The sequence below is a fragment of the Cribrihabitans neustonicus genome (genome assembly GCF_048820895.1).
Classification (GTDB): Bacteria; Pseudomonadota; Alphaproteobacteria; order Rhodobacterales; family Rhodobacteraceae; genus Cribrihabitans_A; species Cribrihabitans_A neustonicus.
Genome location: NZ_JBMERQ010000001.1, coordinates 238582 through 265331, shown reverse-complemented (window position 1 = coordinate 265331; position 26750 = coordinate 238582). Strand labels below are relative to the sequence as shown.

22 protein-coding genes are annotated in these 26750 nt (G+C 67.7%); 14 read left to right on the top strand and 8 right to left on the bottom strand.

The genetic code is table 11. From position 1 onward, the window contains the following. Positions 1–175 precede the first annotated feature (175 nt). A complete protein-coding gene (locus ACOHWE_RS01275; protein WP_420663571.1) occupies positions 176–3025 on the top strand; it encodes a beta strand repeat-containing protein in 2850 nt (949 codons plus the stop codon). Between the two features lie 487 nt (positions 3026–3512). On the opposite strand, the gene ACOHWE_RS01270 is transcribed toward ACOHWE_RS01275, so the two are convergent. Further along, positions 3513–6056: a PAS domain-containing hybrid sensor histidine kinase/response regulator gene (locus ACOHWE_RS01270; RefSeq protein WP_420663570.1), complete on the bottom strand. Its 2544-nt coding sequence runs from the start codon at positions 6054–6056 to the stop codon at positions 3513–3515. 13 nt (positions 6057–6069) lie between these two features. Then, positions 6070–6558 carry a putative pterin-binding protein gene (locus tag ACOHWE_RS01265; RefSeq protein WP_420663569.1) on the bottom strand — a complete coding sequence of 163 codons (489 nt, stop codon included), beginning with the start codon at positions 6556–6558 and terminating at the stop codon, positions 6070–6072. A gap of 336 nt (positions 6559–6894) precedes the next feature. Here ACOHWE_RS01265 and ACOHWE_RS01260 point away from each other — a divergent pair, with 336 nt between their 5' ends. After that, positions 6895–7509 (top strand): response regulator transcription factor, encoded by a 615-nt coding sequence (locus tag ACOHWE_RS01260; protein WP_420663568.1) that lies wholly within the window; start codon positions 6895–6897, stop codon positions 7507–7509. 295 nt (positions 7510–7804) lie between these two features. Here ACOHWE_RS01260 and ACOHWE_RS01255 read toward each other — a convergent pair whose 3' ends face one another. Both ACOHWE_RS01255 and ACOHWE_RS01250 read right to left on the bottom strand, forming a co-directional pair. Further along, on the bottom strand, positions 7805–9187 hold the full coding sequence (locus ACOHWE_RS01255; RefSeq protein WP_420663567.1) for a hypothetical protein: 1383 nt from the start codon (positions 9185–9187) through the stop codon (positions 7805–7807). Positions 9188–9331: 144 nt separating this feature from the next. Continuing rightward, the gene (locus tag ACOHWE_RS01250) at positions 9332–10561 is read right to left on the bottom strand and encodes a cytochrome P450 (RefSeq protein ID WP_420663566.1); all 1230 of its coding nucleotides are present in this window, start codon (positions 10559–10561) and stop codon (positions 9332–9334) included. Positions 10562–10714: 153 nt separating this feature from the next. Between ACOHWE_RS01250 and ACOHWE_RS01245 the strand changes: the two genes are divergently transcribed. The 3 genes from ACOHWE_RS01245 to ACOHWE_RS01235 all read left to right on the top strand — a co-directional run bounded on the left by ACOHWE_RS01245 (position 10715) and on the right by ACOHWE_RS01235 (position 12139). Next, positions 10715–11095, top strand: coding sequence for a TfoX/Sxy family protein (locus ACOHWE_RS01245; protein ID WP_420663565.1), 381 nt, complete (start codon positions 10715–10717; stop codon positions 11093–11095). A gap of 398 nt (positions 11096–11493) precedes the next feature. Then, a complete protein-coding gene (locus ACOHWE_RS01240; protein WP_420663564.1) occupies positions 11494–11664 on the top strand; it encodes a YqaE/Pmp3 family membrane protein in 171 nt (56 codons plus the stop codon). Beyond that, positions 11657–12139 (top strand): DUF4112 domain-containing protein, encoded by a 483-nt coding sequence (locus ACOHWE_RS01235; RefSeq protein ID WP_420663563.1) that lies wholly within the window; start codon positions 11657–11659, stop codon positions 12137–12139. The genes ACOHWE_RS01240 and ACOHWE_RS01235 overlap by 8 nt, the downstream gene beginning before the upstream one ends. 137 nt (positions 12140–12276) lie before the next feature. Here the strand turns inward: ACOHWE_RS01235 and ndk are convergent, their stop codons facing one another. Continuing rightward, positions 12277–12699 (bottom strand): nucleoside-diphosphate kinase, encoded by a 423-nt coding sequence (ndk, locus tag ACOHWE_RS01230; RefSeq protein ID WP_420663562.1) that lies wholly within the window; start codon positions 12697–12699, stop codon positions 12277–12279. Positions 12700–12850: 151 nt separating this feature from the next. Continuing rightward, a complete protein-coding gene (locus tag ACOHWE_RS01225) occupies positions 12851–14053 on the bottom strand; it encodes a multidrug effflux MFS transporter (protein ID WP_420663561.1) in 1203 nt (400 codons plus the stop codon). 172 nt (positions 14054–14225) lie between these two features. On the opposite strand from ACOHWE_RS01225, the gene abc-f reads away from it, so the two are divergent. The 4 genes from abc-f to ACOHWE_RS01205 all read left to right on the top strand — a co-directional run bounded on the left by abc-f (position 14226) and on the right by ACOHWE_RS01205 (position 17909). After that, on the top strand, positions 14226–16082 hold the full coding sequence (abc-f, locus tag ACOHWE_RS01220) for a ribosomal protection-like ABC-F family protein (protein WP_420663560.1): 1857 nt from the start codon (positions 14226–14228) through the stop codon (positions 16080–16082). Further along, positions 16079–16699 carry a MarC family protein gene (locus ACOHWE_RS01215; protein ID WP_420663559.1) on the top strand — a complete coding sequence of 207 codons (621 nt, stop codon included), beginning with the start codon at positions 16079–16081 and terminating at the stop codon, positions 16697–16699. Before abc-f ends, ACOHWE_RS01215 begins: the two co-directional genes overlap by 4 nt. Before the next feature lie 44 nt (positions 16700–16743). Next, positions 16744–17325, top strand: coding sequence for a retropepsin-like aspartic protease family protein (locus tag ACOHWE_RS01210; RefSeq protein WP_420663558.1), 582 nt, complete (start codon positions 16744–16746; stop codon positions 17323–17325). 242 nt (positions 17326–17567) lie between these two features. After that, positions 17568–17909, top strand: coding sequence for a hypothetical protein (locus ACOHWE_RS01205; protein WP_420663557.1), 342 nt, complete (start codon positions 17568–17570; stop codon positions 17907–17909). A 76-nt stretch (positions 17910–17985) separates the two neighbouring features. Here ACOHWE_RS01205 and ACOHWE_RS01200 read toward each other — a convergent pair whose 3' ends face one another. Together ACOHWE_RS01200 and ACOHWE_RS01195 are read right to left on the bottom strand one after the other, a co-directional pair. Beyond that, positions 17986–18444 carry a DNA polymerase III subunit chi gene (locus ACOHWE_RS01200; RefSeq protein ID WP_420663556.1) on the bottom strand — a complete coding sequence of 153 codons (459 nt, stop codon included), beginning with the start codon at positions 18442–18444 and terminating at the stop codon, positions 17986–17988. A gap of 7 nt (positions 18445–18451) precedes the next feature. Further along, the gene (locus ACOHWE_RS01195; RefSeq protein WP_420663555.1) at positions 18452–19927 is read right to left on the bottom strand and encodes a leucyl aminopeptidase; all 1476 of its coding nucleotides are present in this window, start codon (positions 19925–19927) and stop codon (positions 18452–18454) included. 184 nt (positions 19928–20111) lie between these two features. Here ACOHWE_RS01195 and lptF point away from each other — a divergent pair, with 184 nt between their 5' ends. The 5 genes from lptF to pdxA are packed head-to-tail and all read left to right on the top strand — an operon-like array spanning position 20112 to position 26745. Further along, on the top strand, positions 20112–21242 hold the full coding sequence (gene lptF / locus ACOHWE_RS01190; protein WP_420663554.1) for an LPS export ABC transporter permease LptF: 1131 nt from the start codon (positions 20112–20114) through the stop codon (positions 21240–21242). Further along, positions 21239–22342: an LPS export ABC transporter permease LptG gene (gene lptG / locus ACOHWE_RS01185; RefSeq protein ID WP_420663553.1), complete on the top strand. Its 1104-nt coding sequence runs from the start codon at positions 21239–21241 to the stop codon at positions 22340–22342. Before lptF ends, lptG begins: the two co-directional genes overlap by 4 nt. Beyond that, entirely contained in the window at positions 22326–24509 is a 2184-nt protein-coding gene (locus ACOHWE_RS01180; RefSeq protein ID WP_420663552.1) for an LPS-assembly protein LptD, read from the top strand. Before lptG ends, ACOHWE_RS01180 begins: the two co-directional genes overlap by 17 nt. Further along, positions 24494–25777, top strand: coding sequence for a peptidylprolyl isomerase (locus tag ACOHWE_RS01175; RefSeq protein ID WP_420663551.1), 1284 nt, complete (start codon positions 24494–24496; stop codon positions 25775–25777). The genes ACOHWE_RS01180 and ACOHWE_RS01175 overlap by 16 nt, the downstream gene beginning before the upstream one ends. Further along, positions 25774–26745, top strand: a complete 972-nt coding sequence (pdxA, locus tag ACOHWE_RS01170; protein ID WP_420663550.1) for a 4-hydroxythreonine-4-phosphate dehydrogenase PdxA — start codon at positions 25774–25776, stop codon at positions 26743–26745. Before ACOHWE_RS01175 ends, pdxA begins: the two co-directional genes overlap by 4 nt. The last annotated feature ends 5 nt before the right edge of the window (positions 26746–26750 follow it).

The following is a 26750-nucleotide window of genomic DNA, read 5'->3' as shown; positions in this document are numbered from 1 at the left end:
CCGGCGGTACAACTCTCCAATGACTGCAAACACCGTGCTGCGGCAGAGCTGGTTTCCCGGCGGCAGCAATCCTGCATCCGGCACGCCAGTGCCCGCCGCTGCGGCGTAATGCCGGACCGCTCCCCTCCAGGCAGGCGGGGCCGGGGCCAGAACAGCTGAACAAGGAGATGCAGAAATGGCACTTATCCCCGGCACCCCGAACAACGATACGCTTTTCGGCGACAGCGCGAATGACATCGCGCCGTCCCCTGCGATACCGGATATCGTTTTGAATGACGACGACATCCGTGGCCGCGGCGGCGACGACGATCTGTTCGGGGACACCGTCCAGAGCATCCGCACCGCCGGGGACGGCAGCGTCGTGGCGGGCGCCGACACCCTCACCGGCGGCAGCGGCAACGATCTGCTGGCTGGCGATGCCGGCGCAGACATCGTTGCGGAGACCGGTCCGGGCGGGGCGGTCACTGCAGGGGCTGATTACCTGGCCGGGGGGTATGGCAACGACACGCTCGCAGGCGACGCGGGCGGCGATATCATCGCCGGTCCCGGCGCATCCCTCCTGGCCGGCAATGACTCGCTTTTCGGCCAATCGGGCAATGACGTGCTGTCGGGCGATGCCGCCGGAAACCTGGAAGGCCATGGCCTGACGGGGGGCGACGATCTGCTGGTGGGCGGCGAAGGCAACGATACGCTCCACGGCGATGCGGGCCTGCGGATTAGCGGCGAAGACGGGATCGGCGGCGGTGACGACACGCTGCTCGGCGGCAACGGCCACGATCAGATTTTCGGGGACTCCGGCGGCGATCTCGAAGGCGGTTTCCTGGGGGCCGAAGGCGGCGATGACAGGATCGACGGCGGGCGCGGGAACGACCTTCTGGCCGGAGATGCCGGAGGCGGTATGACTGCGGGGCTGGCCGCCGGGGGCTCCTCGGACGACCAGGTCAGGGGCGGCGATGACCGGATCCTGGGCCGCTCCGGCAATGACAGCATCTTCGGCGACGCCTACCAGCACCTGCAAACGTCCGAGGTGGGCGATGCCTTTGCGTTCGGCGGTGACGATACCCTGACCGGAGGCGATGGCGATGACCTGATTGCCGGCGACGCCGGTATGGACATCTCGCAGCGCAGCACGGACGGAATCCTGCGCGCGGGCAGCGACAGGATCGAGGGCGGGTCGGGCAACGACAGCCTGTTCGGTGATGCCGGGAACGATCTGAACGCCTTCGGGGTGTCCTCTGTGATCTTTGCCACCGGGGATGACCGGCTGCACGGCGGGTTCGGCGACGACCAGCTATTTGGCGATGCCGGCGGCGATTTCAACGGTGACGGCGATGCCACGGCCGAGGCAGGCGACGACACGCTGCTGGGCGGCAGCGGCCATGATACCCTGACCGGCGACATCGGCGGCAGCTTCCATGTGCTGGGTGCAGGGTTCGACTTTCCAGTCGAAATCGTCGGCGGTGATGACCTTCTGAACGGCCATTCGGGCAACGACTGGATCTATGGCGACGCCATCGGGGACATCAGGGAGCAGGAGGAGGGACCCGACCCCGACTTTGGCGATGCGAGGGGCGGCAATGACACGATCTTTGGCGGGACCGGCAACGACCACCTGTTTGGGGACGCCGGCGGCGATATCCGGGCCAGGGGCGATAACGCATTCCCCCCGGAACAGGCGGGAGGAGACGACCTGATCGAGGGCGGTGGCGGCAACGACTGGATCTTCGGCGATGCCGGCGGCGTCTTCAGGGGGTTCGACAGTGCCAGCGCCGGACACGACACCTTGCGGGGCGGCAGCGGTGACGACAGTATCTTCGGCGACGCCGGAACCGATCTGCTGAGCGGCACCTTTGGCGGCTTCGGCGGAGACGACTCGATCGAAGGCGGCGGCGGTGATGATTTCCTTGCCGGGGATGCCGGCGGCGATGCGAGGACCGACTTCGCAGACCTATCGTTCCTGGTCACCGGCGCCGACACCATCTGGGGCGGGTTCGGCAACGACAGCATATTCGGTGACGCGGCCGCGGATTTCGTTGATGAGAACTTGGACGCAGGGGCCAACAGCGGCGATGACCTGCTGGGCGGCGGCAATGGCCATGATGTGATTGCCGGCGATGCCGGCAATGACGTGCGCTCCTTGCAGAGCGACGCGCCCATGTTCGTAGGCTCCGACGAAATCCACGGCGGTCACGGCAATGACAGCCTGTTCGGGGACGCCCAGAACGACGTGCTGTCCTTCAGCGACTTTTCCAGCGTTACCCTCGGCGATGACCTGATGAGTGGCGGCTCCGGCATGGATGAGCTGTATGGCGACGCGGGGGGCGACGTGATAAGCGGCGAGAGCATCCCGGGGGACTCCGGCGGCAGCGTCGCCGTCTGCGGCAGCGATACCCTGCTTGGCGGTCAAGGCGGCGATATCCTGGCCGGGGATGCAGGCGGCAACATCGCCGCGGGCTCCACTGCCAGCATCCTCTGCGGTGACGATCTGCTGCTGGGCCAGGGCGGCCATGACCTGATCTTTGGTGATGCCCGTGGCGAAATCACCGTGACGGGCTTTGATACTTCCGCCACCGCCGGCAATGACAGGCTGCGGGGCGCGTCGGGAAACGACACGCTGGTCGGCGATGCCTCCGATCTTGGCGCCGGTGTCACTGCCGGCAATGACACGCTGTGGGGCGGCGATGGCAACGACAAGCTCTATGGCGATTCCACCGACCTGACGGACGCGGCTGGCGGCGACGATGTGCTGGATGGCGGCGGCGGCGACGACGAGCTTTGCGGCGGTGCCGGCAACGACCTTTTTGTCCTGGGCCCCGGCGATGACCTCATCTTTGACTTCTCCGCCGGCGGAGCCGAAGACGCGCTGGTTTTTGGGGGCGTCTATGCCACCGCTCAAGAGGCATTGGACAACGCCTCCGAGATCGGCGGCAGCACCGTCTTTTCCTACGCGGGCGGGACGACCACTCTTATCGGGGTGACCGTCAGCCAGCTTTCCGCTGCAGACGACTTCCTCTTCTCGGTGTGAGGCCTGGAAACGCCCCCGGCCCTTGTCAGATTTCCACGCTGATCTTCTGGCATGGCCGGGAGGCCGATGGGCGGGGGCAGATGGGCAGGAAGTGGCACCATGCTGCTGAATTAGCGCTGCAGTCATAACGGCGGGGAATAAGGCGGCAGGGCTGAAAGACTTCTCTGCCGGCGCGGCGCGCGATCTTAGCGCCAGGCCAGATGTCACCCCCGCAGGGTGCAGGAACGCCGGCGGCTCCTGTTGAGACAGATCAATTGCCATGCGCCATGACGGTCTCACGCCCCGCAATCTTGATGCGAACATGAAGCTTGCGTTACGCGGGGTGGCACTGCGCGGATGTTGCACTGGTTTGCGTGGCTGCTCCGCCCTTCAGGGCACAACGGCACAACGGCACCACGGTCAGCACGGTCAGCACGATATGCCGGGTCATGCGGTCCAAATGCAATCCCAGACAGCGCCCCGCTGATGCCCTGGATGGCGCCGCATGTCAGCCGCGCAGGTGCGGGGCGAGCACCTGCTCCGCTTCGCGCCAGGACTGTGCCAGCACGTCCTGCGGCGGCGTGCTGCCTTCCTCGGCAGTTTCGATGTCCAGCATTGCGGCCCGCAGCCCCGTGAGCCCCAGGACCGCTGCCGAACCCGCCAGCCGGTGCGCCTCCTTGCGCTGGCCGTCGCTGAGCCGGTCCGCCTCCTGCAAGCCTCCGCTGAGGCGGCGCACATCCTCGCAGAAATCGATCAGGAACCCGCGGGCGCGGTCGCGGCCCAGCGCGTCGAAGAACTGGTGGATATCGGACTGCTGCGCTTCGGCCTCCTGCTTTGCCGCCGCGGCAGCCGGAGCGGGCGGCGGGGCGGCGGAACTCTTGCGGGCGCGGCGGGCCACCAGATCGGCCAGGGCGGCAGGGCTCACCGGCTTCGTCAGCACCTCGGCAAAGCCCGCCTCCAGGATGCGGGCGTGATCCTCGGCGGCGGCGTGGGCAGTGAGCGCGACAACCTCGATGCCCTCCGCCAGGTTCCTGGTGCGGATGCGGCGCAGCGCCTCGATGCCGTCGACACCGGGCATGCTGATGTCCGTTATGATCAGATCGAAGGCTTCCTTGGAAGCCGCCTCCACCGCTTCGGCGCCGCCGGGCACCGCGGTCACGGTGTGTCCCTGCCCGCTCAGCATCTGCGCGAGCAGTTCGCGATTGATGTCGTTGTCCTCCGCGATCAGCAGACGCCGGGGGCCCGCCCCCTGCTCCGCCGCGCTGGTCTCCTCCTCCTGCGGGGCGGCCAGATCGGCATCGGCGGCGGGTATCGGCAGGGTGATGGTGAACAGGCTGCCCTCGCCGACCTCGCTTTCGCAGCGGATTTCACCGCCCATCGCTTGCACCAGGCGGCGGGTGATGGCGAGTCCCAGACCGGTGCCCTCGCTGCCGCGGCGGTAGCTCGCATCCAGCATGGTGAAATCCTCGAAAATACGCTCGAGATCGGCCGCCGGAATGCCTTTGCCGGTGTCTGCGACATGCAGTTCCACCATATCGGACCCCGGGAGCCGCTCCACATCGACGCTGACCGCACCCTCGCGGGTGAATTTCAGCGCATTGCCAATCAGGTTCAAAAGCGCCTGCTGCACCGCCCGCGGCTGCCCGGAGACATAAGGAGTGCCCCCGAGGCTGCAATGCAGCGAGAGCGTATTGCCGTTGATCTTCGCTGTGGCCTGCTGGCTTTCCACCAGATCACTGACCAAAGCGGCCAGGTCAAAAACGCGCGGCGTCTCCGCATCCCGGCCCGCCTCCAGCCGGGAGAGCTCCAGAACGTCGTTCACATGGTGCAGCAGAAGCTCGCCCGAGACCCGCATGGCCTGCAGGTAGCGCTGCTGGTCCGCGCTGGGGCCGGTGGCCTCCAGCAGGTCGATCGCGCCCAGCACGCCAGTCAGCGGAGTGCGCATTTCGTGGCTCATTACGGTAAGCAGATTTGCCTTTGCCCGCTCCCCCGCCAGCGCGTCGTCGCGGGCGCGGCGAAGTTCTTCCTCGGCAGCGATGCGGTCGGAGATGTCGCGCAGGAAGCTGATGAAGACGGTGTCGCGCTCCGAGCGGCTGATGGCGAGCGACATTTCCACCGGAAACACCTCGCCCGACTTGCGCCGCGCTTCCAGGCGGATCCGCCCCTTGCCCGCCACCCGGGACTTGCCGCTGCGGGCGAAGCGGCGCAGCCCCTCCAGGTGTGCGTCGCGCAGGTGGTCGGGCACGATCAGATCAGCCAGTGCCCGGCCCTTGGCCTCGGCGCTGGTATAGCCGAAGATAGCCTCGGCCGCCCCGTTGAACTCGCGGATGCGGCCGTCGGCGCCGGCCAGCAGTACCGCATCGAGCGAAGAGGCCACCATTGCCTCCATCCGTTTGGCGGTGCGGGTGCGCGCCGCCGCCAGCCGCCGGCCCGCGCGGTAAAGGCCGCCCAGTGTCAGAGCCGTGAGCGCCAGCGCCAGCACCAGCGCCAGCACCACCCAGCCCAGCCGCGACAGCAGTGCCATCAGTTCCAGGCGCTTGCTGAGCTGCATGTCGCTTTGCAGCACCACACCCAAGAGCGCCAGTTCGCGCACGTCGCCGCTGTTCTCTTCCAGCACCCCCCGGATCTGCGGCACCGCAGCCAGCAGCGCTGCATCGGGGCCGTCGATCCAGCCGGTCATCGCGTCAAGCCGCCCTTGCAGCCGGTCCAGAAGCGCAGCGCCCGGCCCGGTGCCGCGCAGATCGGCGAACAGCGGACTGTCGCGGAAGGTGGCGATGCGGCTGTAGTAGAGGTCGAACTGGCGCCTGAGATGCGCCAGAGCCGGAAGTTCCTCTGCCGCTTCAGCCGCCTGCACCAGTTTCAGATGCTCCACCTCGGCCTGCGACAGGCTCCATTGCATGTTGTCCGTCGCCGCGGTCGAAAGGTTGTCGAGCCGATGCACCACCTGGTAGCCGAGGCGCAGTGATTGCGCCACCAGCCCCACCGCTGCCGCGAGTGCCAGGACCAGAACCCAGCCCGGCAATTCGGGGAAGCGGAGGGCGGTTTTGCGCATCGCCGGGACGGCCTTAGTTGCGCAGCTCGATGCGGTCGAGCTGCCAGATGCTGCGGGAATAGACCTCCTCCGTGCGGAAGGCGGGATCGCTGTCATAATTATAGACCACCCAGAGCGGCCCCTTGCCGCGCAGCGGCATTTCCGCGCCGTTGCGCTCGAAAGCAACGACGGGGCCCGCCTCGCCGGGGGCCGGCAGCGGGATTTCCACCGCATAGTCGTTCACCGCCTGGGCCAGCACCGTGCGGCCCTGGGCATCGAGGCGCGCTGCCAGATCGGCCAGCGGCACGCCGGTGAAGCGCTGCGGGCCGGTGGTCCAGATCGTTTCGGTTTCGAAGGTGACGGTATCCATCGCCCGCAGGTCATCGAGGCTCAGCTGCTGCGCGGCGGCGCTGCCCTCGAGCCGCAGGGTGAGCACCGGGGCCCCGCCGGCAGCGGCGGCGGTTGTCAGGGCGGTGAAGGCGAACGCGGCGGCGGCCGCAAACCGGGTGATCCAAGCTTTCATGTGGATGTCCTTTTCTGAGGCAGCCGTGTGCACACGGCTGTATTGCTCCTGATGTGGCCTTTGCGGTTCGGTCCCCGCAAGGCGGTCTTCGGGCCTGGGTCTTCGTCTTACAGTCCTGCTGCGTGCAGCCTGCCACAAGGTCAGCGGCAGGGCACAGGTTACGGCGTATAGCGTCCTGACCTTCCGTATAGGCCGGACCGGACGCCGCTGATCATAGCGCAAGCTTCCTAACACGGGCTTACCGGCTGCCCGCGCCGGGCTCCCCTTCAAATTGACCGTTTGGCAACCTTTCCGTGACACTTTGGCCCGGTACAGCCACAACAGGTCCGAGAATTCATGCGCATTTTGCTGGCAGACGACCACGACATGGTCCGGGAAACCATCTCCGCCTACCTGAAGTCCGAAGGCGGCGCCGAAGTGAGCCTGGCGGTGGACCTGGCCGGAGCATTGTCGCAGATCGATGACGAAGGACCGTTCGACCTGGTGCTGCTGGACTACAACATGCCGGGGATGATGGGGCTCGACGGGCTCGGGAAGGCGCTCCAGGCCAATGGCGGCAAGGGGGTTGCGATCCTCTCCGGCAGCGCCCCCACCCGCACCGCCCAGGAGGCGCTGGACAGCGGCGCGGTCGGCTTCCTGCCCAAGACGATGGGCGCCCAGTCGCTATTGAACGCGGTGCGCTTCATGAGCGCGGGCGAAATCTACGTGCCGGTGAACCTGATGCGGGAGGAGGCCGCGGCCCCGGCGCATCCCCTTGCGGAACGGCTCAGCCCGCGGGAACTGGAAGTGCTGAACGGGCTGTGCCGCGGCTTGTCGAACAAGGAGATCGCACGCGAGCTGGAGCTGCAGGAGGTGACCATCAAGCTGCATGTGCGCACGCTCTGCCGCAAGCTGGAGGCGAAGAACCGCACCCAGGCGGCGCTGACCGCGAAGGAGGCGGGGCTGTTCTGACGCGGAGCTGCTCTGATGCGGCGCTGCTCTGACGCAGAGCCGGCTGCAGCATGATGCGCCCGGCCCCGGCACCCGGCCGGTTCCCCGTTCTGATTTCCGTACCGCTTGATATCGCAGGAGTTTCAGCACCGGTTGATTGCGATGGCGCGGCCGTGCCGGAATAACGCGCTGCAGCGCCGGACTGGGCAAACCTGGCGCAGCATGGCCGCGGCCTGCGGCCCGCCCCGCGCCTGGCGGCCCTGGCAGTTCCGGCCGCACCGCGAACCCCAGGATCGGCCGGGCTTCCGGCCCGGTTTCAGCAGGGGCGCGGGCGGGCTGCCTTTTCTTCGCCGCCCCGGAAACGCAGTGAAATGATCGCCGCTGCCGGGTCCGGACGGACTTCTGCAGGCGCCAGCCCAGGCGTGCGGTCCGGGCCGACTTCCACCAGCACAGCGTGCAGCGGTGCCCCGGCGGGATTTTCGATCTCCAGACCGCCTGCCGGCACAACCGCGCTTTGATCCTCCCAGAGCAGACGGCTGCGGCCGCGGCCGGAAAGGAGAGCGCAGCCCTGCAGCACCGCCAGGTGGCCGGGCCCCGTGCCCGCGGGCACATGCGCACGCTCTCCCGGCAGCAGCTCCAGCCGCTTCACCCGGACCGCACGCTCCCAGTCTCCCGGGCCGGACAGCTGCAATTCGGGCGCCGGATAACGGCCGGTTCCGCCGGTGACCTGCTGCCCGCCCGCCGCGGCAAGAGACAGCGGCGGAGGAGCGTCGGCGTTGCCGGGGGTACCGGCGCCGGGCCATGGCGCAGATGCTAGCGTCGCCACGGTGCACTCGGCCGCTGCCGGCGCGGCAGGAGCCGCAAAAGACGGGGCGCAGCGATCGGCCTCCCAATGCGCGAAGACATCCGCCGCTGGCCCGCTGGCAAGCGCCACCAGTGAGCCCGCGCGGCTGGCGATGGCATCTTCGAAACTGGACGGGCGCGCCCGCTGCCAGCCCGCGGTGCCGAGCTGCAAGGCGCCACAGGAGCGCCGTGCGCCGGCCAGCGCAGCCTTGGCCGCCTGGAGGATGCGCGGTGCGCAGCGCTTCAGCACCGCCAGCAAGGTGCCCGCCCGTAGCAGATAGATTCCGGTGTTGTGCAGCGCGCCGGGCCCGGCTTCGGTCAGCTTGCAGCCAGAAGGCAGCAGAACCGCGGGCTGCGGGCTGCGGCCAGGCCGCGCACTGCGGCAGTCAAGTACCCCAAACCCCAGCGCCGCGCTGCCCGGCGCCGCACCAAATGCCACGATGCGCCCCTGCGCTGCGGCCGGAACCGCCTCCAGAAGCAGTTTGTCCAGCGCCCCGGCATCGCCGAACAGATGACTGGCCGGCGTGAACAGCAGCAGCGCTTCGGGACGGTCCTGGAAGCGCAGCGCGGCCACCGCCGCCGCCGCGGCGGGCTTGCTGGCCCCAGGCTCCAGCAAAAGCTCGGGCCCGGCGGCCGCAGCGCCTTGAACAGCGGCGGCCTGTGCGGCAGCGGCAAGGCGGCAGCCGGTGCCGGTGATCACGACAGGCGCTGCGCAGCGGGTCGCGGCAAGTGCACTCAAATGCGCCTGAAAGCGGCTCTCGATCCCCGGTCCGGCGGCGAAATGAGCTGGCAGGCCTTCGGCCTGCGTGGCAGTTTCCCCGGCACCGCCGCTTGCCAGAACAATCGGGTAAATCATCGCGAACCTCCTTTTGCACCCTGTCTTTGCGGAAGTCAGAATAGGCGGAGGCTTTCCTCAGGTCTGCTATCCGGGGGGTGGCCCGCGCCGGGCAAAAGCGGCGCAGGAAGCGCAAAGGGATAGGCGCGGGGCCGATTGCGCGGCTCAGCCCAGCACCGCGGGGAGCGCCGCATAGCCGCGGAAGCGGATCCGCCCTCCCGGTACCCGCCCCGGCAGGAGCCGGTACTCCTGGAAGCGGTCAAGCAAACGGGAAACCGCCACCTGCGCCTCGAGCCGCGCAAGGCTCAGCCCGACGCAGACATGCGGGCCGCCCGCAAAGGCCAGGTGCCGGTTCGGTTTACGGGTGATATCGAAGACCTCCGGCGCCTCGAACGCCGCCGGGTCACGGTTGGCGGCGCCGATCACCAGATGCAGATTGGTGCCCGCGGGCAGCTCTTGCCCGCCGATCTCCACCGGCGCGGTGGTGATGCGGTTGCCGAGCTGGTTGGGCGAGCGGAAGCGCAGCATCTCCTCCACCGCAGGCTTGATCAGCCCGGGCTGGTGCAGCAGCAAACGCTTCTGCTCGGGGTAATCATGCAGCAGAGCCAGACCGTTTCCGATCAGGTTTGTAGTGGTTTCATGGCCCGCGTTCAGGATGAAGATGCAATTCTGGATCAGCTCGGCGGGGCTCAGCTCCGCATCCGCCCCCTCACCCCGGATCAGCCGGGTGAGCACATCGGTTCCGGGATCGCCCGGTGCAGCACGGCGGCGGGCGATCAGGGTGCCGAGATAGGCCGAGAACACCTCCACCGCCCGGTTTCCAGCGTCCAGCTGCGCCGGGGTCACCGCGGGCTCCAGCGCGCCGAGGATGGCCAGCGACCAGTCCCTGAGCGGCCCGCGCTCCGCCATCGGCACATCGAGCAGATTGCCGATGATCTGCACCGGGATCGCAGCGGCGAAATCCGCAATCAGATCCACCTTCTCCCGCCCCGCCATCCGGTCAAGCAGCGCATCCACGGCCGCGATCAGCCCGGGCTCCATCCGGGCGATGGCGCGCGGGGTAAGCGCGGAGGTCATGATCCTGCGTACGCGCGTGTGCAGCGGCGGATCGGAGAAGACGAGCGAAGTGGTGTGGTGCTGAAACAGCGGCGAACCGGGGCCGAACTTGGGCGCGAAGGCCGCCTTCTTGTCCGAGGAGAACAGCGTGGTGTCGCGGTAGATGCGGTCCAGATCGCCGTGGCGGCAGAGCAGCACGGAGCCGTCGGGTTGCCGCAGCACAGGAGCTTCGCGCAGGAGAGCGTCATAGAAGGGAAACGGGTCTTCGATGAACCCCTGCGGCGGGTTGAAGAGGTCGAAGTTCCGAATCTGCTGAATACCCTGCCCGCTTCCGTTCATCTCTCCCCCCGGATGCCCGCCGCATCGACTGGCGGCCGTCGGCGCAGGCTTTCTGCACGCTTTGCGACTGTCAATCGTCAATTCCCCGGCAAAAGCGCTCCGGCCGCGGTTTTGGCAGGTGACAGGGGTGCCCGTGACATGTAGAAACAAAGCATGAACACGCCGGTTTCTTCGATCCGCAACCTCGGCCCCGCCTATGAGGAGGCCTGTGCCCGCGCGGGCATCGCCTCGGCTGAGGAACTGCGTGCGCTCGGGGCGGATGCGGCCTATGCGCGGCTGCTGCAAAGCGGGACGCGGCCGCATTTTATCGGCTATTATGTGCTGGTGATGGCGCTGCAGGGGCGCCCCTGGAACGATTGCAAGGGGGCGGAGAAACAGGAGCTGCGCAAGCGGTTCGACGACATCAAGGCATGCGCTTTCGACCGCGGCCGCGCCGAGCTGGAAGCGGCACTGGACATGATCGGGGTGATTTCCCGGCCGGGCGCCCGTCCTCCAGGTTCTGAGAAGAGGACGAGCCGGGCGCCGGATAAATAGCGCGCAAGTACAGCCCGCCCTCTTCGCGGCCAGGCCCGCTGGCCACACGGCCTGCGGCGCGAGCCCCGAACGCCGGCTGAGCGGCCCAGTTTCGGGAGGTGAGCTTGGCGGCGGCGGGGCGTTTGGCTGACCGTTGCGGGATGATAGCCAAATGGCCCGCAGCCGGCAGGCGAGTGTCAGCGCACAGCCCGCGCAAGTGTTCCCGTGGCGCCGCCCGTGATTGCCGGGCTGGCCGCGCTTTGTCCGGACGCAGATTGCCGCCGCAGTCTCGGCGCCGGCTGCATGCCAAGCGCCGTTTCATCAGCGGCCGGGTTCCCGGGAGAACAGCTGAAGCGGAACCATAACCACTTCCTGCGGGTTAGTCCGGCAACAGCCGTAATCAAACAGGGAGATCCGGTATGGACCTGATCCGCATCATCTTCGCCATTCTTCTGCCGCCTCTGGGTGTGTTCCTGCAGGTCGGCTTTGGCAAGCACTTCTGGCTCAACATCCTGCTCACCCTTCTTGGCTACATCCCCGGCATCGTGCATGCAGTCTGGATCATCGCAAGGACGCCGGACCATGCCTGACACCCCGCTGTTGCATCAGGAGCGCCTGTCTCAGCTGGAGCGGCTGGCGGGGCGCATGGACAAGGCATTCCGCCTGCCGGTGATCGGCACGCGGGTCGGCTGGGACAGCATCCTCGGCCTGGTCCCGGGTATCGGCGATGCGCTGACGCTGCTGCCGGCAGGCTACATCATCATGTCCGCGCACCGGATGGGCGCGCCCAAGCCTGTACTGGCGCGAATGGCCGTAAATACAGGCATCGATGCGCTGATCGGCTCAATTCCGCTGGTGGGTGACATCTTCGATATCGGCTGGAAGGCAAACAGCCGCAATGTTGCACTGCTGCGCCGCCATTTGGAGCGCGAGGCGGCGACGCGCGAGCCACTCGCCAAGCGCATGGCCCGCAGCGCACGCCCGGGGTCTGGCCGCAACCATCACCACTCGCCGCCCCGTCAGGGGCAAGGCGCCGCGGAAGACCCGCAAATGCGGATGCACTGAGCTGCCTGCAAGGGTCTGCGTGCCAGACAGTGACAGCACAACCGTCGGGGCGGGCAAGAATACAGGCGACGGGCACGAACAGGGCCGCACCGGGATATCCGATGCGGCCCTGGCATTTTGCTCCCGGCAGCGGCGGATCAGCCGACCAGTTCAGTGCCCGAGAAGAAATAGGCGATCTCTGCGGCGGCGGTCTCCGGCGCGTCGGAGCCGTGCACGGAGTTCTCGCCAACCGATTCAGCGAACTCGGCGCGGATGGTGCCGGGTGCGGCGTCGGCCGGGTTGGTGGCGCCCATCACTTCGCGGTTCTTGGCAATGGCGTTTTCGCCTTCCAGCACCTGCACCACGACCGGAGCGGAGGACATGAACTCGCACAGTTCGTCATAGAACGGGCGCTCGGCGTGCACTTCGTAGAACTTGCCGGCCTGTTCCTTGGTCATGTGGATGCGCTTCTGCGCGACGATGCGCAGGCCCGCTTCCTCGAACTTGGCGTTGATCTTGCCGGTCAGGTTGCGGCGGGTTGCGTCGGGCTTGATGATCGAGAAGGTGCGTTCCAGAGCCATTTGGCGTTCTCCTTATTGAGCGGGCCGGGGATTGGCCCCCGGCCCGTAAATACCGCGCGCCGGGTAGCATGGCTGCAGCGGCTTGGGAAGGGGGAGATTGGCGTGCGTACGGGGTTTCGGACGCGGTATCGGGCACGGCTTGCGGCCAGCCTCAGGTCAGGTCCGGCAGCGGCTCGCGCCGGTCGACCCAGCGGGTATAGAGCGCCGACAGGAGGGCGAGCACGTTCGAGGCAAGGATGATCCCCAGCACCATCCGCGGCGCGTTTTCGGCCGTGGTGAGCGCGCCGGTGGCGGAGGTGAGCACCGCGCCCAGCGCCACGGTCATCGCGCCCGACAGCCCCGAGGCGCTGCCCGCGAGATGCGGGCGCACCGACATCAGCCTGGCCTGCGCATTGGCAAGGGTGAGCCCGTTGCCGAAGCCCACGAGGATCGCGGCCCCGAAGAACACCCAGACGCTGCCCTGCCCGGAGAGGAACAGCAAAAGCCCCGTCACCGGCCCCGCCACCGCGAACAGCCGGCCCGCGATGATGAGGCTCAGGAGCGGCACCCTCACAGCAAGCCTGCCAGTCACGAAATTGCCCGCCATGAAGCCCCAGGTAATAATGCCGATGCCAAGGCCCAGCATCGCCGGGCTGAGGTCGAAAGCGGCTTCGGCCGCCCGTGGCGCGCCGGTGATAAAGGCGAAGAAGCCGCCGATGGAGAAGGCGGCGCAGAAGCTGTAGCCCCAGAAGCGCCGCGAGGTGAAAAGCTGCGGATAGGTGCGCATCTGGGCGCCGAAGGTGGCCGACGGGTGGCGGTTGGTCTCGCCCCAGTCGCGCCAGGCAAAGAGCAGCAAACCCGCACCCAGCGCGGTATAAAGAATAAAGCCCGCGCGCCACCCGAACGCCATCTCGAGAAAGCCTCCGAGCATCGGGCCCAGCATCGGCGCCAGCGCCATCGCCATGGAAATATGGCCAAGCTTGGCCGCGGCCTCGCTGGTGGAGTGCATATCACGCACTGCGGCGCGGCTGATCACCTGCCCCGCCACCACTGTGGCCTGCAAGAGGCGGAAGCCGAGGAAGACCCAGATGTTCTCCGCCAGCGCGCAGCCAATGGAGGCCACCACAAAAATGGCCAGCGACACCAGCATCACCACGCGGCGCCCGTACCGGTCCGACAGGGGTCCCATCACCAGCTGCAGCACGGCGGACACCGCGAGGTAGGCGGCAATCGACAGGTTCACCAGCGCATAAGGCGCCTCGAAGTCCTCGCCGATGCGGGCCAGAGACGGCAGGAACATGTTGAGCGACAGCACAGCGAGGGCCGTGACGAAGATCAGCGTGGCGATATGCGGCGGGGTCGGCGCGGCGGGCATTTGGGGATCCTCGGACAGGGGCTGCCCGGGCGGTGCTACCACATGGTGAGCGGGCTTACCAGAATGCCGCTCCGTCCCGGCCCCGTCCTAATGCCGCGGCCCTCAAGCTCCCCTGCCCCGCCCGCGTTTTTCCCCGTAGCGGCGGCAGGGACGCTCTGCTAAGAGCGCTGCCATGCTACGCATTCAGGACATCACATATTCCGTCGAAGGCCGCCCCCTGATCGAGGGTGCCTCGGCCACCATTCCCACCGGCCACAAGGTGGGCCTTGTGGGGCGCAACGGCACCGGCAAGACCACGCTGTTCCGGCTGATCCGGGGCGAGCTGGCGCTGGAGGGCGGCAGCATCTCGCTGCCGTCGAAGGCGCGCATCGGCGGGGTCGCGCAGGAGGTGCCCTCGTCCAATGTCTCGCTGATCGACACGGTGCTGGCCGCCGATACCGAACGCGCGGCATTGATGGCGGAGGCGGAAACCGCAAGTGACGCGGCGCGCATTGCCGAAGTGCAGACCCGGCTTGCCGATATCGACGCCTGGTCGGCGGAGGCGCGGGCATCATCGATCCTGAAGGGCCTCGGCTTTGACGACGAGGAGCAGAAGCGGCCCTGTTCGGATTTTTCGGGCGGCTGGCGGATGCGGGTGGCGCTGGCCGCCGTCCTCTTTGCGCAGCCTGACCTCCTGCTGCTGGACGAGCCGACCAACTACCTCGACCTCGAAGGTGCCTTGTGGCTGGAGAGTTACCTGGCGAAATACCCGCACACCGTGCTGATCGTGAGCCATGACCGCGGGCTTCTGAACCGCGCGGTGGGAGCGATCCTGCATCTGGAGGACCGCAAGCTCACCTTCTACCAGGGCCCCTATGACACCTTCGCGGAGACCCGTGCGGCGCGCATTCTCGCGGCGCAGTCCGAGGCCCGCAAGCAGGAGGCGCGGCGCGCGCATCTGCAAAGCTTCGTCGACAGGTTCCGCGCCAAGGCGTCGAAGGCGGTGCAGGCTCAGTCGCGGCTGAAGATGATCGCCAAGATGAAGCCGATCACCACGCCGCAGGAAGCCGCCTTGCGCGCCTTCACCTTCCCCGAGCCGGAGGAGCTGTCGCCGCCGATCATCCATATCGAGGGCGGCACCACCGGCTATGGCGAGACTGAGGTGCTGAAGCGGCTGAACCTAAGGATCGACCAGGACGACCGCATCGCACTGCTGGGCAAGAACGGCCAGGGCAAGTCGACGCTGTCGAAGCTGCTGTCGGACCGGCTGCCGCTGATGGCGGGCAAGATGACCCGGTCCTCGAAGCTCAGGATCGGCTATTTTGCGCAGCACCAGGTCGATGAGCTGCACGTGGATGAAACCCCGCTCGACCACCTGCGCCGCCTGCGGCCCGAGGAGGCGCCCGCGAAATGGCGCGCGCGGCTGGCGGGCTTCGGCCTTGGCGCGGCGCAGGCGGAGACCGAGGTGGGCAGGCTTTCGGGCGGCCAGAAGGCGCGTCTGTCGCTGCTCATCGCCACCATCGACGCGCCGCACCTCCTGATCCTCGACGAGCCGACCAACCACCTCGACATCGAAAGCCGCGAGGCGCTGGTGGAGGCGCTCACCGCCTATTCCGGCGCGGTGATCCTGGTGAGCCACGACATGCACCTTTTGAGCCTTGCCGCCGACCGGCTGTGGCTTGTGGCGGGGGGCACGGTCACGCCATACGAGGGCGACCTGGAGAGCTACCGCGAGCTCTTGCTGGCGCGCGAGAAGCCCGCAGCCAAGGCCGAGGCCGCCAAGCCGGCAAAGCCCAAGCGGGCCTCCCGCGATGTGCTCACCACCTTGCGCGCGGACGTGCGCAAATCCGAGGCACGGGTGGAAAAGCTCAGCGAAATGCGTGAAAAGCTTGACGAAAAGCTCGCCGACCCTAGCCTTTACGAGCCGGGCAAGGCCGCCGATATCGAGGTCTGGCAGAAGAAGCACGCGGAGTGCCTCGAGGCGCTGGAGCGGGCCGAGGGGCTGTGGATGGCGGCGCTGGAGAAACTGGAGCAGGCCGAGGCGCAATGATCGACACCGCATTCCTGATCACCTCCTTCGTCACGCTCTTCGTGATCATCGACCCGATCGGCCTTACCCCGATCTTCCTCGCCCTGACGCAAGGCATGGCGCCCGCGCAGCGGCGCAGCGTCGCAGTCCGCGCCATCGTGACCTCGGCTTTCGTGCTGGCGCTGTTCACCGCCTTCGGCGAGGCGGTGCTGGGCTTCATCGGCATTTCCATGCCCGCCTTCCGCATCGCGGGCGGGGTCTTGTTGTTCCTCACCGCGCTCGACATGCTGTTCGAGCGCCGCAACAAGCGCCGCGAAGACCGCAGCGAAGAGGAGGAGTTCGACGATCCTTCGGTGTTCCCGCTGGCGATCCCGCTGATCGGCGGGCCGGGCTCGATTGCCACCGTGATCCTGCTGGCGGGCCAGCAGCCGGGCTTCACCGGCTTTGCCACGGTGATGGGCGTGGTGCTGGCTGTGCTGGCGATCCTGCTGGTGATGTGCCTGTTCTCCGGCGTGCTGGAGCGGATGCTGGGCAAGACCGGCATCACCGTGGTGACCAGGCTCCTGGGGATGCTGCTGGCGGCCCTGTCGGTGCAATTCGTGCTCGACGGGCTGCGCGCCTTCGGCTTTGCCTCCTAGCATCCGCGCGCGTCCTGCCTACATCAAGAGCAGGAGGTATGCGGATGGGCGAACATGACATTGGGCGGCTGGTCTATCTCGGCCTGCTGCTGGCGGTGATCGGGGGCTGGGTCTTCGTGCAGAACCGGCAGAGCCTGGGCAAGACCTTCCAGATGCTCGCGGTCTGGGCGCTGATCTTTCTTGGCGTGATCGCGGCCTATGGGCTGTGGGAGGACATCCGCCAGACCGTGCGGCCGCAGCAATCGGTGCTGACGGAGGCGGGCCGGGTCGAGGTGCCGCGGGCGCGGGACGGGCATTATTACCTGACCTTGCAGGTGAACGGCACACCGGTGGAGTTCCTTGTCGATACCGGCGCCAGCGAAGTGGTTCTGAACGGGGCGGATGCGGAGCGGGCGGGGATCGACACCGAAAGCCTCGCCTATCTCGGCCGCGCCCAGACCGCCAATGGCGAGGTGCGCACCGCGTCGGTCTGGATTGAAGAGATCTCGCTCGGCGGCATCACTGACCGCGACGTGCGGGTCTGGGTCAACCAGGGCGCGCTGGAGCAGTCGCTGCTGGGCATGGGCTATCTGCAGCGCTGGAGCAGCATCGAGATCACCGGCGGCGCCTTGCTGCTGACCCGCTGAGGCCGTGCCGGCCGTGCTGCCGCGGCCTGCCGTGAGGCGCTGCGGACCTCCGCTGCCCTCCCGCAGCTGTGAGCAGAGTTCACCGCCCGGGGGATGGTGTTGCGCGCTTTGCTGCCGCATCATGGGGACGGCCTTTCGGGGCTGCACAGGCAGGAGACCGCCTGCGATCCCATCCAAGATCCATTGCCAGGCATCTCCTGCCGGCGCGCGCCCACGAGGGCCGCAACCGGAAAGGAGGCCGCATGTTCCGCCTTGGATTCCTTACCTCCACTGCCGCAGCTTTCGCATTGGCCGCGGGCCTGATGGTGCCGGCGCCCGCTGCTGCGCATGATTCAGGCCGCGACTTCGCCCGGGCGCTGGCGGGCATCGTGGCACTTGGCATCATCGCCAAGGGCATCAGCGACAACCGGCACGAGCACCGCGCCTACCGGCATCATCAAAAGCCGAAGGTCTACTATCACCACTACGGCCACCGCCATCACGCGGGCACCCGGCGGCACCACCACCGCCACCTGAGCCACCAGCGGCGGCCGTTCCGTTATGACGGCTATTACTACGGCAAGCCCTACCGCTACGGGTACTGAGACCGGCGCGGGGCGATCGGACAGGCAAGAGCGGGCAGAACCGGATGCCGCCGCGGCACAGGGGCCGCGGCGGAGGTCATTTCTCGGCCTTCTTCTCCCAGCGGCCGGATTCCTCGGACCAGTATTGCGCCGCGCAGCCAGCGCCGGTCAGCGCCTTCCACTGGGCGCGGGCATGGTCCACCGCCTGCGGGTCGGTGCCGTCGAACAGGATGCAGACCCGCTCCAGCGCCTGCACCTCTTCGGCGGTCACGGCGGCGCCGTCCACTGCCATCACGCAATCGGGCGCGTTGGCGGCCTCCGGCGCGGTGGTGAGCAGCACCGGCTGCTCGGCATCATGGGGGCCGCCCGCAAGCCCGTGCGGCAGAAAGCTGTCCGCAGGGCCCTGCCACAGGCGCTGGTCCAGCCAGGCCATGCGCTCTTCGCTCTGGCCGCGCACGGCGATGCGCCAGCCCGCCCCGCGCGCCTTTTCGAGGAGCACCGGCAGGGTCTCCTCCAGCGGGCGGCGGGTCAGGTGGTAGAAGTAGGCAGCCCCCATTGCCGGATCAACCTGCCTCGAACGCGTCCGCGACCAGCCGGTTCAGCGCCATAACGCCCCAGCCGGTGGCGCCTTTCGGGGCATAATCGGTGTCCGACTTGACCGAGGCGACGCCAGCGATGTCGAGGTGGATCCAGGGCGTGCCGTCCTTGATGAAGCGCTGGAGGAACTGCGCCGCGGTGATCGAGCCCGCGGGACGGCCGCCCACGTTCTTCATATCGGCAACGCGCGACTTCAGCTGCTCATCGTAGGCCTTGCCCAAGGGCATCCGCCAGGCGCCCTCGTCCTCTGCCGCGGCAGCCTTGAGGAAGGCGCTGCACAGCGTGTCGTCGTTCGAGAAGACGCCCGCGTTCTCGTGGCCCAGGCCGATGATGATGGCGCCGGTCAGGGTGGCGAGGTCAATGACGCCTGCGGGGTTGAAACGCTCCTGCGCGTACCACAGCACGTCGCAGAGCACGAGCCGGCCCTCGGCGTCGGTGTTGATGATCTCCACCGTGTCGCCCTTCATCGACTTCACCACGTCGCCCGGGCGGATCGCGTTGCCGGAGGGCATGTTTTCCACCAGGCCGACGAGGCCAACCACGTTGGCTTTCGCCTTGCGCAGCGCCAGCGCCTTCATGGTGCCCGCGACCACCCCGGCGCCGCCCATGTCCATGGTCATGTCTTCCATGCCCGCGGCGGGCTTCAGCGAGATGCCGCCGGTGTCAAACACCACGCCCTTGCCGACCAGCGCCAGCGGCGCTGCATCCGCCTCGCCGCCCTTCCACTGCATCACGGCGACCTTGGAGGGGCTGTCGGAGCCCTGCCCCACGCTCAGCAGCGTGCGCATGCCCAGCTCTTCCAGATCGGCTTCCTCGAGGATCTCCACCTCCAGACCAATCCCGCGCATGGCTTCAATGCGGGACGCGAATTCCGTGGTGGTGAGCACGTTGGCGGGCTCGTTCACCAGATCGCGGGTCATGAGCACGCCCTCGGCGACGGCCAGGAGTGGCGCGCATGCCGCCTCCTGATCATTCGGCGCCTTGCAGGCAATCACCACCTCGGGATCCGAAGCATCCTCTGCGGGGGTCTTGTGGCCGTCGAAGCTGTAAGCGCGCAGGGCCATGCCCATTGCAAAGTCCGCGGCGCGCGCCATGCCGCCCGCCATCACCGTGACCGGCTTGCCGCCTGCCTGGCTCATCAGCTTAGCACCCGCCTTGCGGGCCTCCACCGGGGTCAGCTTGTTCGGCAGCACCACCACGTCCAGCGCCTCCGCCTGCATTCCCGCGGGCCAGGCGAGCGAGAAAACGTCGCCGGCCTTTGCCTTTGCGAAAGCCTGCGATTCGACCAGCCGGGCGATGCCGCCCTTGGCCATCCGGTTGGCGCTGCGGGCGGCCTGGCCGAGGGTGCCGTCGGGGGTGACCGTCACCGCGACGCGGCCGGTCATCTCTGCCATGGCCTTCACATCGAAATCGGCAAAGCGGATCGGGATAAGACTGCTCATTCTGGGCGCTCCTGTCGGGGTCACGTTTATTCTGGCCGAAGTGGTAGCGGCTGCGGCGGCGCTTGACCAGTCCCAGCGCGGCCCGCCGCCGGCGCCCAAGGCGCGGCGGAGATTGCAGTTTTCCCCGTCCGGCAAATCCACTAAGGTCCGGCGCAATCGCTAACGGCAGGGTCCGGGGGATCGGGTGTCACGCTACGACAGATATGTGCTGTCCCAGTATCTGCTGTTCTTCAGCTTCTTTGCACTGATTCTGGTGGCCGTGTTCTGGGTCAACCGGGCGGTGGTGCTGTTCGACCGGCTGATCGGAAACGGCCAGTCGGCGCTGGTGTTCCTGGAGTTCAGCGCGCTGGCGCTGCCCAACCTGATCCGCATGGTGCTGCCGATCGCGGTGTTCGGCGCCGCGGTCTGGGTGACCAACCGGCTCAATGGCGAAAGCGAACTCACAGTGCTGCGCGCGACCGGCACCAGCCCCTGGCAGATGGCGCGCCCGGCGCTGGTCTTCGGTGTGATCGCGGCCCTGATGATGTCGGCCCTTACGCACTACCTGCTGCCCGCCTCGATCAACCAGCTTGAGGCCCGCGAGAGCGAAGTGGCCCGCAACGTGACCGCGCAGCTGTTGAGCGAGGGCGACTTCCTGCATCCGGCGAAAGGCGTCACCTTCTATATCCGCCAGATCGATCCCGACGGCACCATGCGCGATGTCTTCCTGTCGGACCGGCGCGACCCGGCGACGGTCACCACCTATACCGGTGCCCGCGCCTTTCTGGTGCGCGACGGCAGCAAGGCGCATCTGATCATGGTTGACGGCATGGCGCAGCGGCTCGACACCGCAACGCAGCGTCTGTCGACCACTTTCTTTTCCGACTTTTCCTATGACATCAGCACGCTGGCAAAAGACAAAGGCGCGGGCGCCCGCAACATCCGCGCCATTCCCAGTCATGAGCTGCTGCTGGCCCCGGAGGCAGTTTCCAAAAGCGACGGCCACAGTCCAGGCGCCCAGGCCGAGGAGCTGCATCTGCGCTTTGCCCGGGCGCTGGTCTGCGTTGCGGTAGCACTGATCGGGTTTTCCGCCCTGATGCTGGGAACGTTCTCGCGGTTCGGCGTCTGGCGGCAAGCCATGCTGGCCTTTGTGGTGCTGATCTTCATTGAGGGCATGCGCGGGGTGGTCTCCGAACCGGTGCTGAAGGACCCGGGCCTCTGGCCGCTGATCTATGTGCCGACGCTCCTCGGCATCGGGGTGGCGCTGGTGTTCCTGCATCTTGCGTCCCGGCCGCGGCGCTTCCGCGCGGCGGCAGCGGAGGAGGCCGCAGCATGAAGCTCGATCTCTATTATGCGCGCCGCTTCCTGCAGTGGTTCCTGGTGATCTGCGGCGTCCTGATGACGCTGGTGATCCTCATCGACCTCAACGAGCAGATCCGCCGCTTCGAAAGCCAGGATCTGAGCGCAGGCCAGCTCATCGGCCTTACCCTGCTCAATACCCCCGCGGCGCTGAGCGAGTTCCTGCCGCTGATCATGATCCTAACCACCATCGTGCTGTTCGTGGGGCTGGCCCGCAGCAGCGAACTGGTGGTGACCCGTGCCATCGGCCGCTCCGGCATCCGGGTGCTGGCGGCGCCGGTCCTGGTGGCGGGGCTGATCGGCGGGCTTGCGGTGGCGATGCTGAACCCGATTGTCGCGGCGACCTCGAACCGGTTTCAGGACCTGTCGGAGACCTACCGCAACGGGGGCGCCTCGGCGCTTTCGCTGAGCGGCGAGGGCCTGTGGCTGCGCCAGGGAGGGGCGCGCGGGCAGTCGGTGATCCACGCCGAGGGCTACAGCGGCGAGGCCGCCAACATCACCCTGCACCGCGTGACCATCCACAGCTATACGCAATCCGCAGGCCCGGTGCGCCGGATCTTTGCCGAAAGCGCGCGGTTGGATGGCGCGGTCTGGGTGCTTGGAAGCGCCAAAACCTGGCCGCTGGCCGCGGGCATCAACCCCGAAAGCGGTGCCGCGCAGCATGACGAGCTGCGCCTGCCGACAACGCTCACCACCGACCGCATCCGCGACACGCTGGGCACCGCGCGGGGCATTTCAATCTACGACCTGCCCGATACCATCCGCGAGTTGTCCGATGCGGGCTTCACCACCAAACGCTACGAGGTCTGGTATCAGGCTGAGCTTGCCCGGCCGCTGTTCCTGATCGCCATGGTGCTGGTGGGTGCGGCTTTCACCATGCGGCACACCCGCTTCGGAGGCACGGGGCTTGCAGTGCTGATGGCGGTGCTTCTGGGCTTCGGGCTGTATTTCATCCGCAATTTCGCGCAGATCCTCGGGGAAAACGGGCAGATCCCGGTGGCGCTGGCCGCCTGGGCACCGCCGATCTCTGCCATTCTATTGACTTTGGGACTGCTGCTTCATGCCGAAGACGGGTAATCTGCGCCGCGCGCTGCTCCTTTCCGCCGTGCTGCCCTGGATGGCGCTCACCAATGCCCCTGCTCCAGCGCGGGCACAAGCTCAGGCCGCGCCGCAGGCCGAGAGCGGCCCGGCCACGCTGGTCGCCGACCAGGTCTTTATCACGCCCGAGCGCCGGCTGGTGGCCGAGGGCAACGTCGAGGCCTTCCAGGGCGACATCCGCCTGCGCGCCGGGCGGATCACCTTCGACCAGGCCAGCGGGGCGCTGGAGATCGAGGGCCCGATCCGCATCGACCAGGGCGGCGAATTCACCATCCTCGCCAGCGCCGCCGAGCTGGACCGCACCCTGCGCGACGGTATTTTGTCGGGAGCCCGGATGGTGTTCCAGCAGCAGGTTCAGCTTGCCTCGCTGCAGATGACCCGTGTGGGCGGGCGCTATACCCAGCTCTACAAAACCGCCGTCACCTCCTGCCATGTCTGTGAGGACGGCCGCCCGCCGCTCTGGCAGATCCGGGCCGAACGGGTGACGCACGACCAGCAGGAGAAGCAGCTCTATTTCGAGAACGCCCAGCTCAGGGTGCTCGACGTGCCGGTGTTCTACTTCCCGGCGATCCGCCTGCCCGACCCTTCGCTGGACCGGGCCAGCGGCTTCCTGATCCCCTCGCTGCGCACCACCTCGAACCTCGCGACCGGGCTGAAGGTGCCCTACTTCTTCACCCTCGGCCCGCACCGCGACCTGACGCTGGAACCCTACCTGTCGTCCAAGACCCGGACCTTGGGCGCCCGGTACCGCCAGGCCTTCCGCAATGGCCGCATCGAGGTGAACGGCGCCTATACACGCGACGACCTGCAGCCGGATCAGGCCCGCGGCTACCTGTTTGCCGGCGGCGCCTTTGCGCTGCGGCGCGGCTACAGCCTCGACCTCGACCTCAGGGCCGTTTCCGACGACGCCTACCTGGCCGATTACGGTCTGCCCGACCTCGACCGGGTGCGTTCGGAGGCGGTGCTGGCCAAGGCAGACCGGGACCAGCTGTTCCGTGTTTCGCTCAACCATTTCAAGACTCTGCGCGACAGCGAGGAACAGGGCCTGATCCCCTCGGCCATCGCCGATGCCTTTCTGCAGCGGCGCTACCTGCGCGGCGGCGGCGAGCTGCGGACAACACTGCAAGTCCACGGCCACCGCCGCGAATCCGGGCTCAATGCCACCGCAAATGCCAGCAACGGCCGCGACCTTGCCCGGCTCTCCGCCGATGTGGGCTGGCACCGGACCTGGCAGATCGAAGGCGGCGTACTGGCGGAATGGGAAACCGGCCTCGCCGCCGATGCCTTCAATACCTATGACGATGATGTCTTCACCGGCAAGGAAAGCCGCCTCACGCCGCGCACCGCCCTGACCCTGCGCCTGCCGATGCGGCGGCTGGAGGGTGGCGGCGCGGTGCAATACCTGGAGCCGATCGCCCAGATCGCCTGGCGCGGCAGCGGCGGCGACACGGTGCCGAGCGAGGAGAGCAGATTTGTCGAGTACGACCAGGGCAACCTGCTGTCGCTGTCGCGTTTCCCGGCCACCGACGCCCGGGAAGAAGGGCTCACGCTGGTCTATGGCGCCAATTGGGCGCGCTATGCCACCCGCGGCTGGCAGGCCTTTGCCACTGCCGGCCAAGTGCTGCGGCACAATGGCGACGGCCGCTTCACCAAGAGCTCCGGCCTCGGCGGCACCTCCTCGGATATCCTCCTGGCTGGCCAGCTGCGCTACGGCCAGGACCTGGCGCTTACCGCGCGCGGCCTGCTGAGCGGTTCGGCCAATTTCTCCAAGGCCGAGTTCCGCGGCGACTGGCGCACCGACCGCGTGAACCTTACCGGCAGCTACCTCTGGCTCGGCACCGACCCGCAGGAGGACCGCAGCGAAGAGGCCTCCGAGATGTGGTTCGACGGCAGCTACGACATCAACCCCAGCTGGTCCGCCAGCGCCCGGCTGCGCTATGACATCTCCGACGGGCGCGCGACCCGGGCCGGGGTGGGCGTGGCCTACAGCACCGAATGCGTGACGGTCGACCTTTCGGTCAACCGCCGCTATACCTCCACAACAAGTATTGAGCCGGCAACGGATTTCGGCTTTACCATCTCACTCAACGGTTTTTCCGTGAAAAGCGGCAGCAAACAATACAGGCGGACATGCAGCAAGACGTGAAATCCCCGAACCCGGCCCGTGTGTTTCCCCGTGTTCTGCCCCGCGCGCTCCTTCGCGCGCTGAACGGCTGCGCTGCGCTGGTGCTGGCCGCCGGCCTCGCCTGGACCGCTCTGCCCGCAGCCGCACAGAACCTCTTTGCCCCGGCGGTGACCGTCAACGAGGAGGTGATCACCCGCTATGAGCTGGAACAGCGCGCGCGCTTCCAGTCAGTGCTGCGGGTGCCCGGCGACCCGCTGGAGACCGCCCGCGAGGAGCTGATCAACGACCGGCTCAAGCTGATGGCGATGGAACAGGCGGGCATTATCCCGACCGAGGAGGAAATCGTGGCCGGCATGGAGGAGCTTGCTGGCCGCGCCAACCTTACGCTCGATGAGTTCGTGGCGGTGCTGCAGCGGAATGGGGTCGCCCGCGAGACCCTGCGCGACTTTGCCAAGGTCGGGATCGGCTGGCGCGAGTTCGCCCGCTCCCGGTTTCTGTCGCGCGCCCGCCCCACGCCCGAGGAAATCGACCGCGCCATGGGCTCCGCAGGACGCGGCAGCGTCGAGGTGCTGCTGAGCGAGTTCATCGTGCCGCTCACTCAGCAAAACGCGGCGCAGGTTGAGGAACTGATCGAACAGGTGGCCAAGCTGAAGAGCTACGAGCGCTTCTCTGCCGCCGCCACGCAGTACAGCGCCGCCGGCAGCCGTGAGAACGGCGGCCGCCTGCCCTGGATGCCGCTCGCCAAGCTGCCGCCGCAGCTGCAGGAGGTAGTGCTGGCGCTGGACCCGGGCGAGATTTCCGAGCCGGTGCCGCTGCAGGGCGCGGTGGCGCTGTTCCAGATGCGCGGCGTCCGCGAGGCGGCGGGCGGGCCCCCGCGCTATTCGGCGATCGAATACGCCACCTACTACATTCCCGGCGGGCGCACCCCGGAGGCGCTTGCCGCTGCTGCACAGGTCGCGGCCCGTGCCGACCAGTGCGGGGACCTCTACGGCATCGCCAAGGGCCAGGACCCTTCGGTGCTGGAGATTCAGAGCCTGCCGCCCGCGGAGATCCCGCAGGATGTCGCGCTGGAGCTCGCCAAGCTCGATCCGGGCGAGAGTTCCGTCACTCTGACCCGCAACGACGGCCAGACCCTGGTGTTTCTGATGCTCTGCGGCCGCACCGCCGAGCTGGGCGAAGGCGGCACGCGGGAGAACGTCGCCAACGCGCTCACCCAGCAGCGCATGGCCGCCTTTACCGACAGCTATCTGGAGCAGCTGAAAGCCGATGCGCGGATCGTGGTGAAATGAGCCGCGCCGCGCCGGTTGCGCTGAGCTGCGGCGAGCCGGGCGGCATCGGCCCCGAAATCGCGGCCAAGGCCTGGGCGGCGCTCAAGGGTGATCTGCCGTTCTTCTGGATCGGCGACCCGCGCCACCTGCCTGCGGGCACGGCCGTGAAGGAAATCGCCGTCCCAAGCGAAGCAATGTCCGCCTGCGCCACCGCCCTGCCGGTGCTGCCGCTGCAGTTCGAGGGCGGCACCGCCAAGGGCACGGCCGACCCGAAGAACGCCCCGGGCGTGATCCGTGCGATCGAAACCGGCGTGCAGCTGGTTCAGGCAGGAGAGGCCTCGGCGCTCTGCACCGCGCCGATCCACAAGAAAGCGCTGATCGACGGCGCGGGCTTTGCCTTTCCCGGCCATACCGAGTTCCTCGCCCATCTCGCGGGCGGCGCGCGGGTGGTGATGATGCTGGCAAGCCAGCAGCTCCGGGTGGTGCCCGCCACCATCCATATCCCGCTGAAGGACGTGCCCAGGGTGCTGACCCCGGCCCTGCTGCGCGAGACCATCGAAATTACCGCGTCCGGCCTGCGCCGGCAATTCGGCATCGCCAAGCCGCGCATCGCGGTGGCGGGCCTCAACCCCCACGCGGGCGAAGGCGGCGCCATGGGGCGCGAGGAGCAGGACTGGATCGCCGGCCTGATCGCGGAAATGCAAGGCGAAGGCCATGGCCTCACCGGCCCGCATCCGGCAGACACGCTGTTCCACGCCGCCGCCCGCGCCAGGTATGATGCCGCGGTCTGCATGTATCACGACCAGGCGCTGATCCCGATCAAGACGCTGGATTTCGACCGCGGCGTGAACGTGACGCTGGGCCTGCCCTTCATCCGCACCTCGCCCGACCACGGCACCGCCTTTGATATCGCAGGCACCGGCCGGGCCAATCCAACCAGTCTGATCGAAGCGCTGAAGCTTGCGGAAGGCATGGCCGCCAGCCCTTGATTCTT

What these genes read in the sequence shown, in the direction of transcription:
- ACOHWE_RS01275 (WP_420663571.1), top strand. Translation starts at nt 176, where the DNA reads ATGGCACTTATCCCCGGCACCCCGAACAACGATACGCTTTTCGGCGAC.
- ACOHWE_RS01270 (WP_420663570.1), bottom strand. Translation starts at nt 6,056, where the DNA reads ATGCGCAAAACCGCCCTCCGCTTCCCCGAATTGCCGGGCTGGGTTCTG.
- ACOHWE_RS01265 (WP_420663569.1), bottom strand. Translation starts at nt 6,558, where the DNA reads ATGAAAGCTTGGATCACCCGGTTTGCGGCCGCCGCCGCGTTCGCCTTC.
- ACOHWE_RS01260 (WP_420663568.1), top strand. Translation starts at nt 6,895, where the DNA reads ATGCGCATTTTGCTGGCAGACGACCACGACATGGTCCGGGAAACCATC.
- ACOHWE_RS01255 (WP_420663567.1), bottom strand. Translation starts at nt 9,187, where the DNA reads ATGATTTACCCGATTGTTCTGGCAAGCGGCGGTGCCGGGGAAACTGCC.
- ACOHWE_RS01250 (WP_420663566.1), bottom strand. Translation starts at nt 10,561, where the DNA reads ATGAACGGAAGCGGGCAGGGTATTCAGCAGATTCGGAACTTCGACCTC.
- ACOHWE_RS01245 (WP_420663565.1), top strand. Translation starts at nt 10,715, where the DNA reads ATGAACACGCCGGTTTCTTCGATCCGCAACCTCGGCCCCGCCTATGAG.
- ACOHWE_RS01240 (WP_420663564.1), top strand. Translation starts at nt 11,494, where the DNA reads ATGGACCTGATCCGCATCATCTTCGCCATTCTTCTGCCGCCTCTGGGT.
- ACOHWE_RS01235 (WP_420663563.1), top strand. Translation starts at nt 11,657, where the DNA reads ATGCCTGACACCCCGCTGTTGCATCAGGAGCGCCTGTCTCAGCTGGAG.
- ndk (WP_420663562.1), bottom strand. Translation starts at nt 12,699, where the DNA reads ATGGCTCTGGAACGCACCTTCTCGATCATCAAGCCCGACGCAACCCGC.
- ACOHWE_RS01225 (WP_420663561.1), bottom strand. Translation starts at nt 14,053, where the DNA reads ATGCCCGCCGCGCCGACCCCGCCGCATATCGCCACGCTGATCTTCGTC.
- abc-f (WP_420663560.1), top strand. Translation starts at nt 14,226, where the DNA reads ATGCTACGCATTCAGGACATCACATATTCCGTCGAAGGCCGCCCCCTG.
- ACOHWE_RS01215 (WP_420663559.1), top strand. Translation starts at nt 16,079, where the DNA reads ATGATCGACACCGCATTCCTGATCACCTCCTTCGTCACGCTCTTCGTG.
- ACOHWE_RS01210 (WP_420663558.1), top strand. Translation starts at nt 16,744, where the DNA reads ATGGGCGAACATGACATTGGGCGGCTGGTCTATCTCGGCCTGCTGCTG.
- ACOHWE_RS01205 (WP_420663557.1), top strand. Translation starts at nt 17,568, where the DNA reads ATGTTCCGCCTTGGATTCCTTACCTCCACTGCCGCAGCTTTCGCATTG.
- ACOHWE_RS01200 (WP_420663556.1), bottom strand. Translation starts at nt 18,444, where the DNA reads ATGGGGGCTGCCTACTTCTACCACCTGACCCGCCGCCCGCTGGAGGAG.
- ACOHWE_RS01195 (WP_420663555.1), bottom strand. Translation starts at nt 19,927, where the DNA reads ATGAGCAGTCTTATCCCGATCCGCTTTGCCGATTTCGATGTGAAGGCC.
- lptG (WP_420663553.1), top strand. Translation starts at nt 21,239, where the DNA reads ATGAAGCTCGATCTCTATTATGCGCGCCGCTTCCTGCAGTGGTTCCTG.
- ACOHWE_RS01180 (WP_420663552.1), top strand. Translation starts at nt 22,326, where the DNA reads ATGCCGAAGACGGGTAATCTGCGCCGCGCGCTGCTCCTTTCCGCCGTG.
- ACOHWE_RS01175 (WP_420663551.1), top strand. Translation starts at nt 24,494, where the DNA reads ATGCAGCAAGACGTGAAATCCCCGAACCCGGCCCGTGTGTTTCCCCGT.
- pdxA (WP_420663550.1), top strand. Translation starts at nt 25,774, where the DNA reads ATGAGCCGCGCCGCGCCGGTTGCGCTGAGCTGCGGCGAGCCGGGCGGC.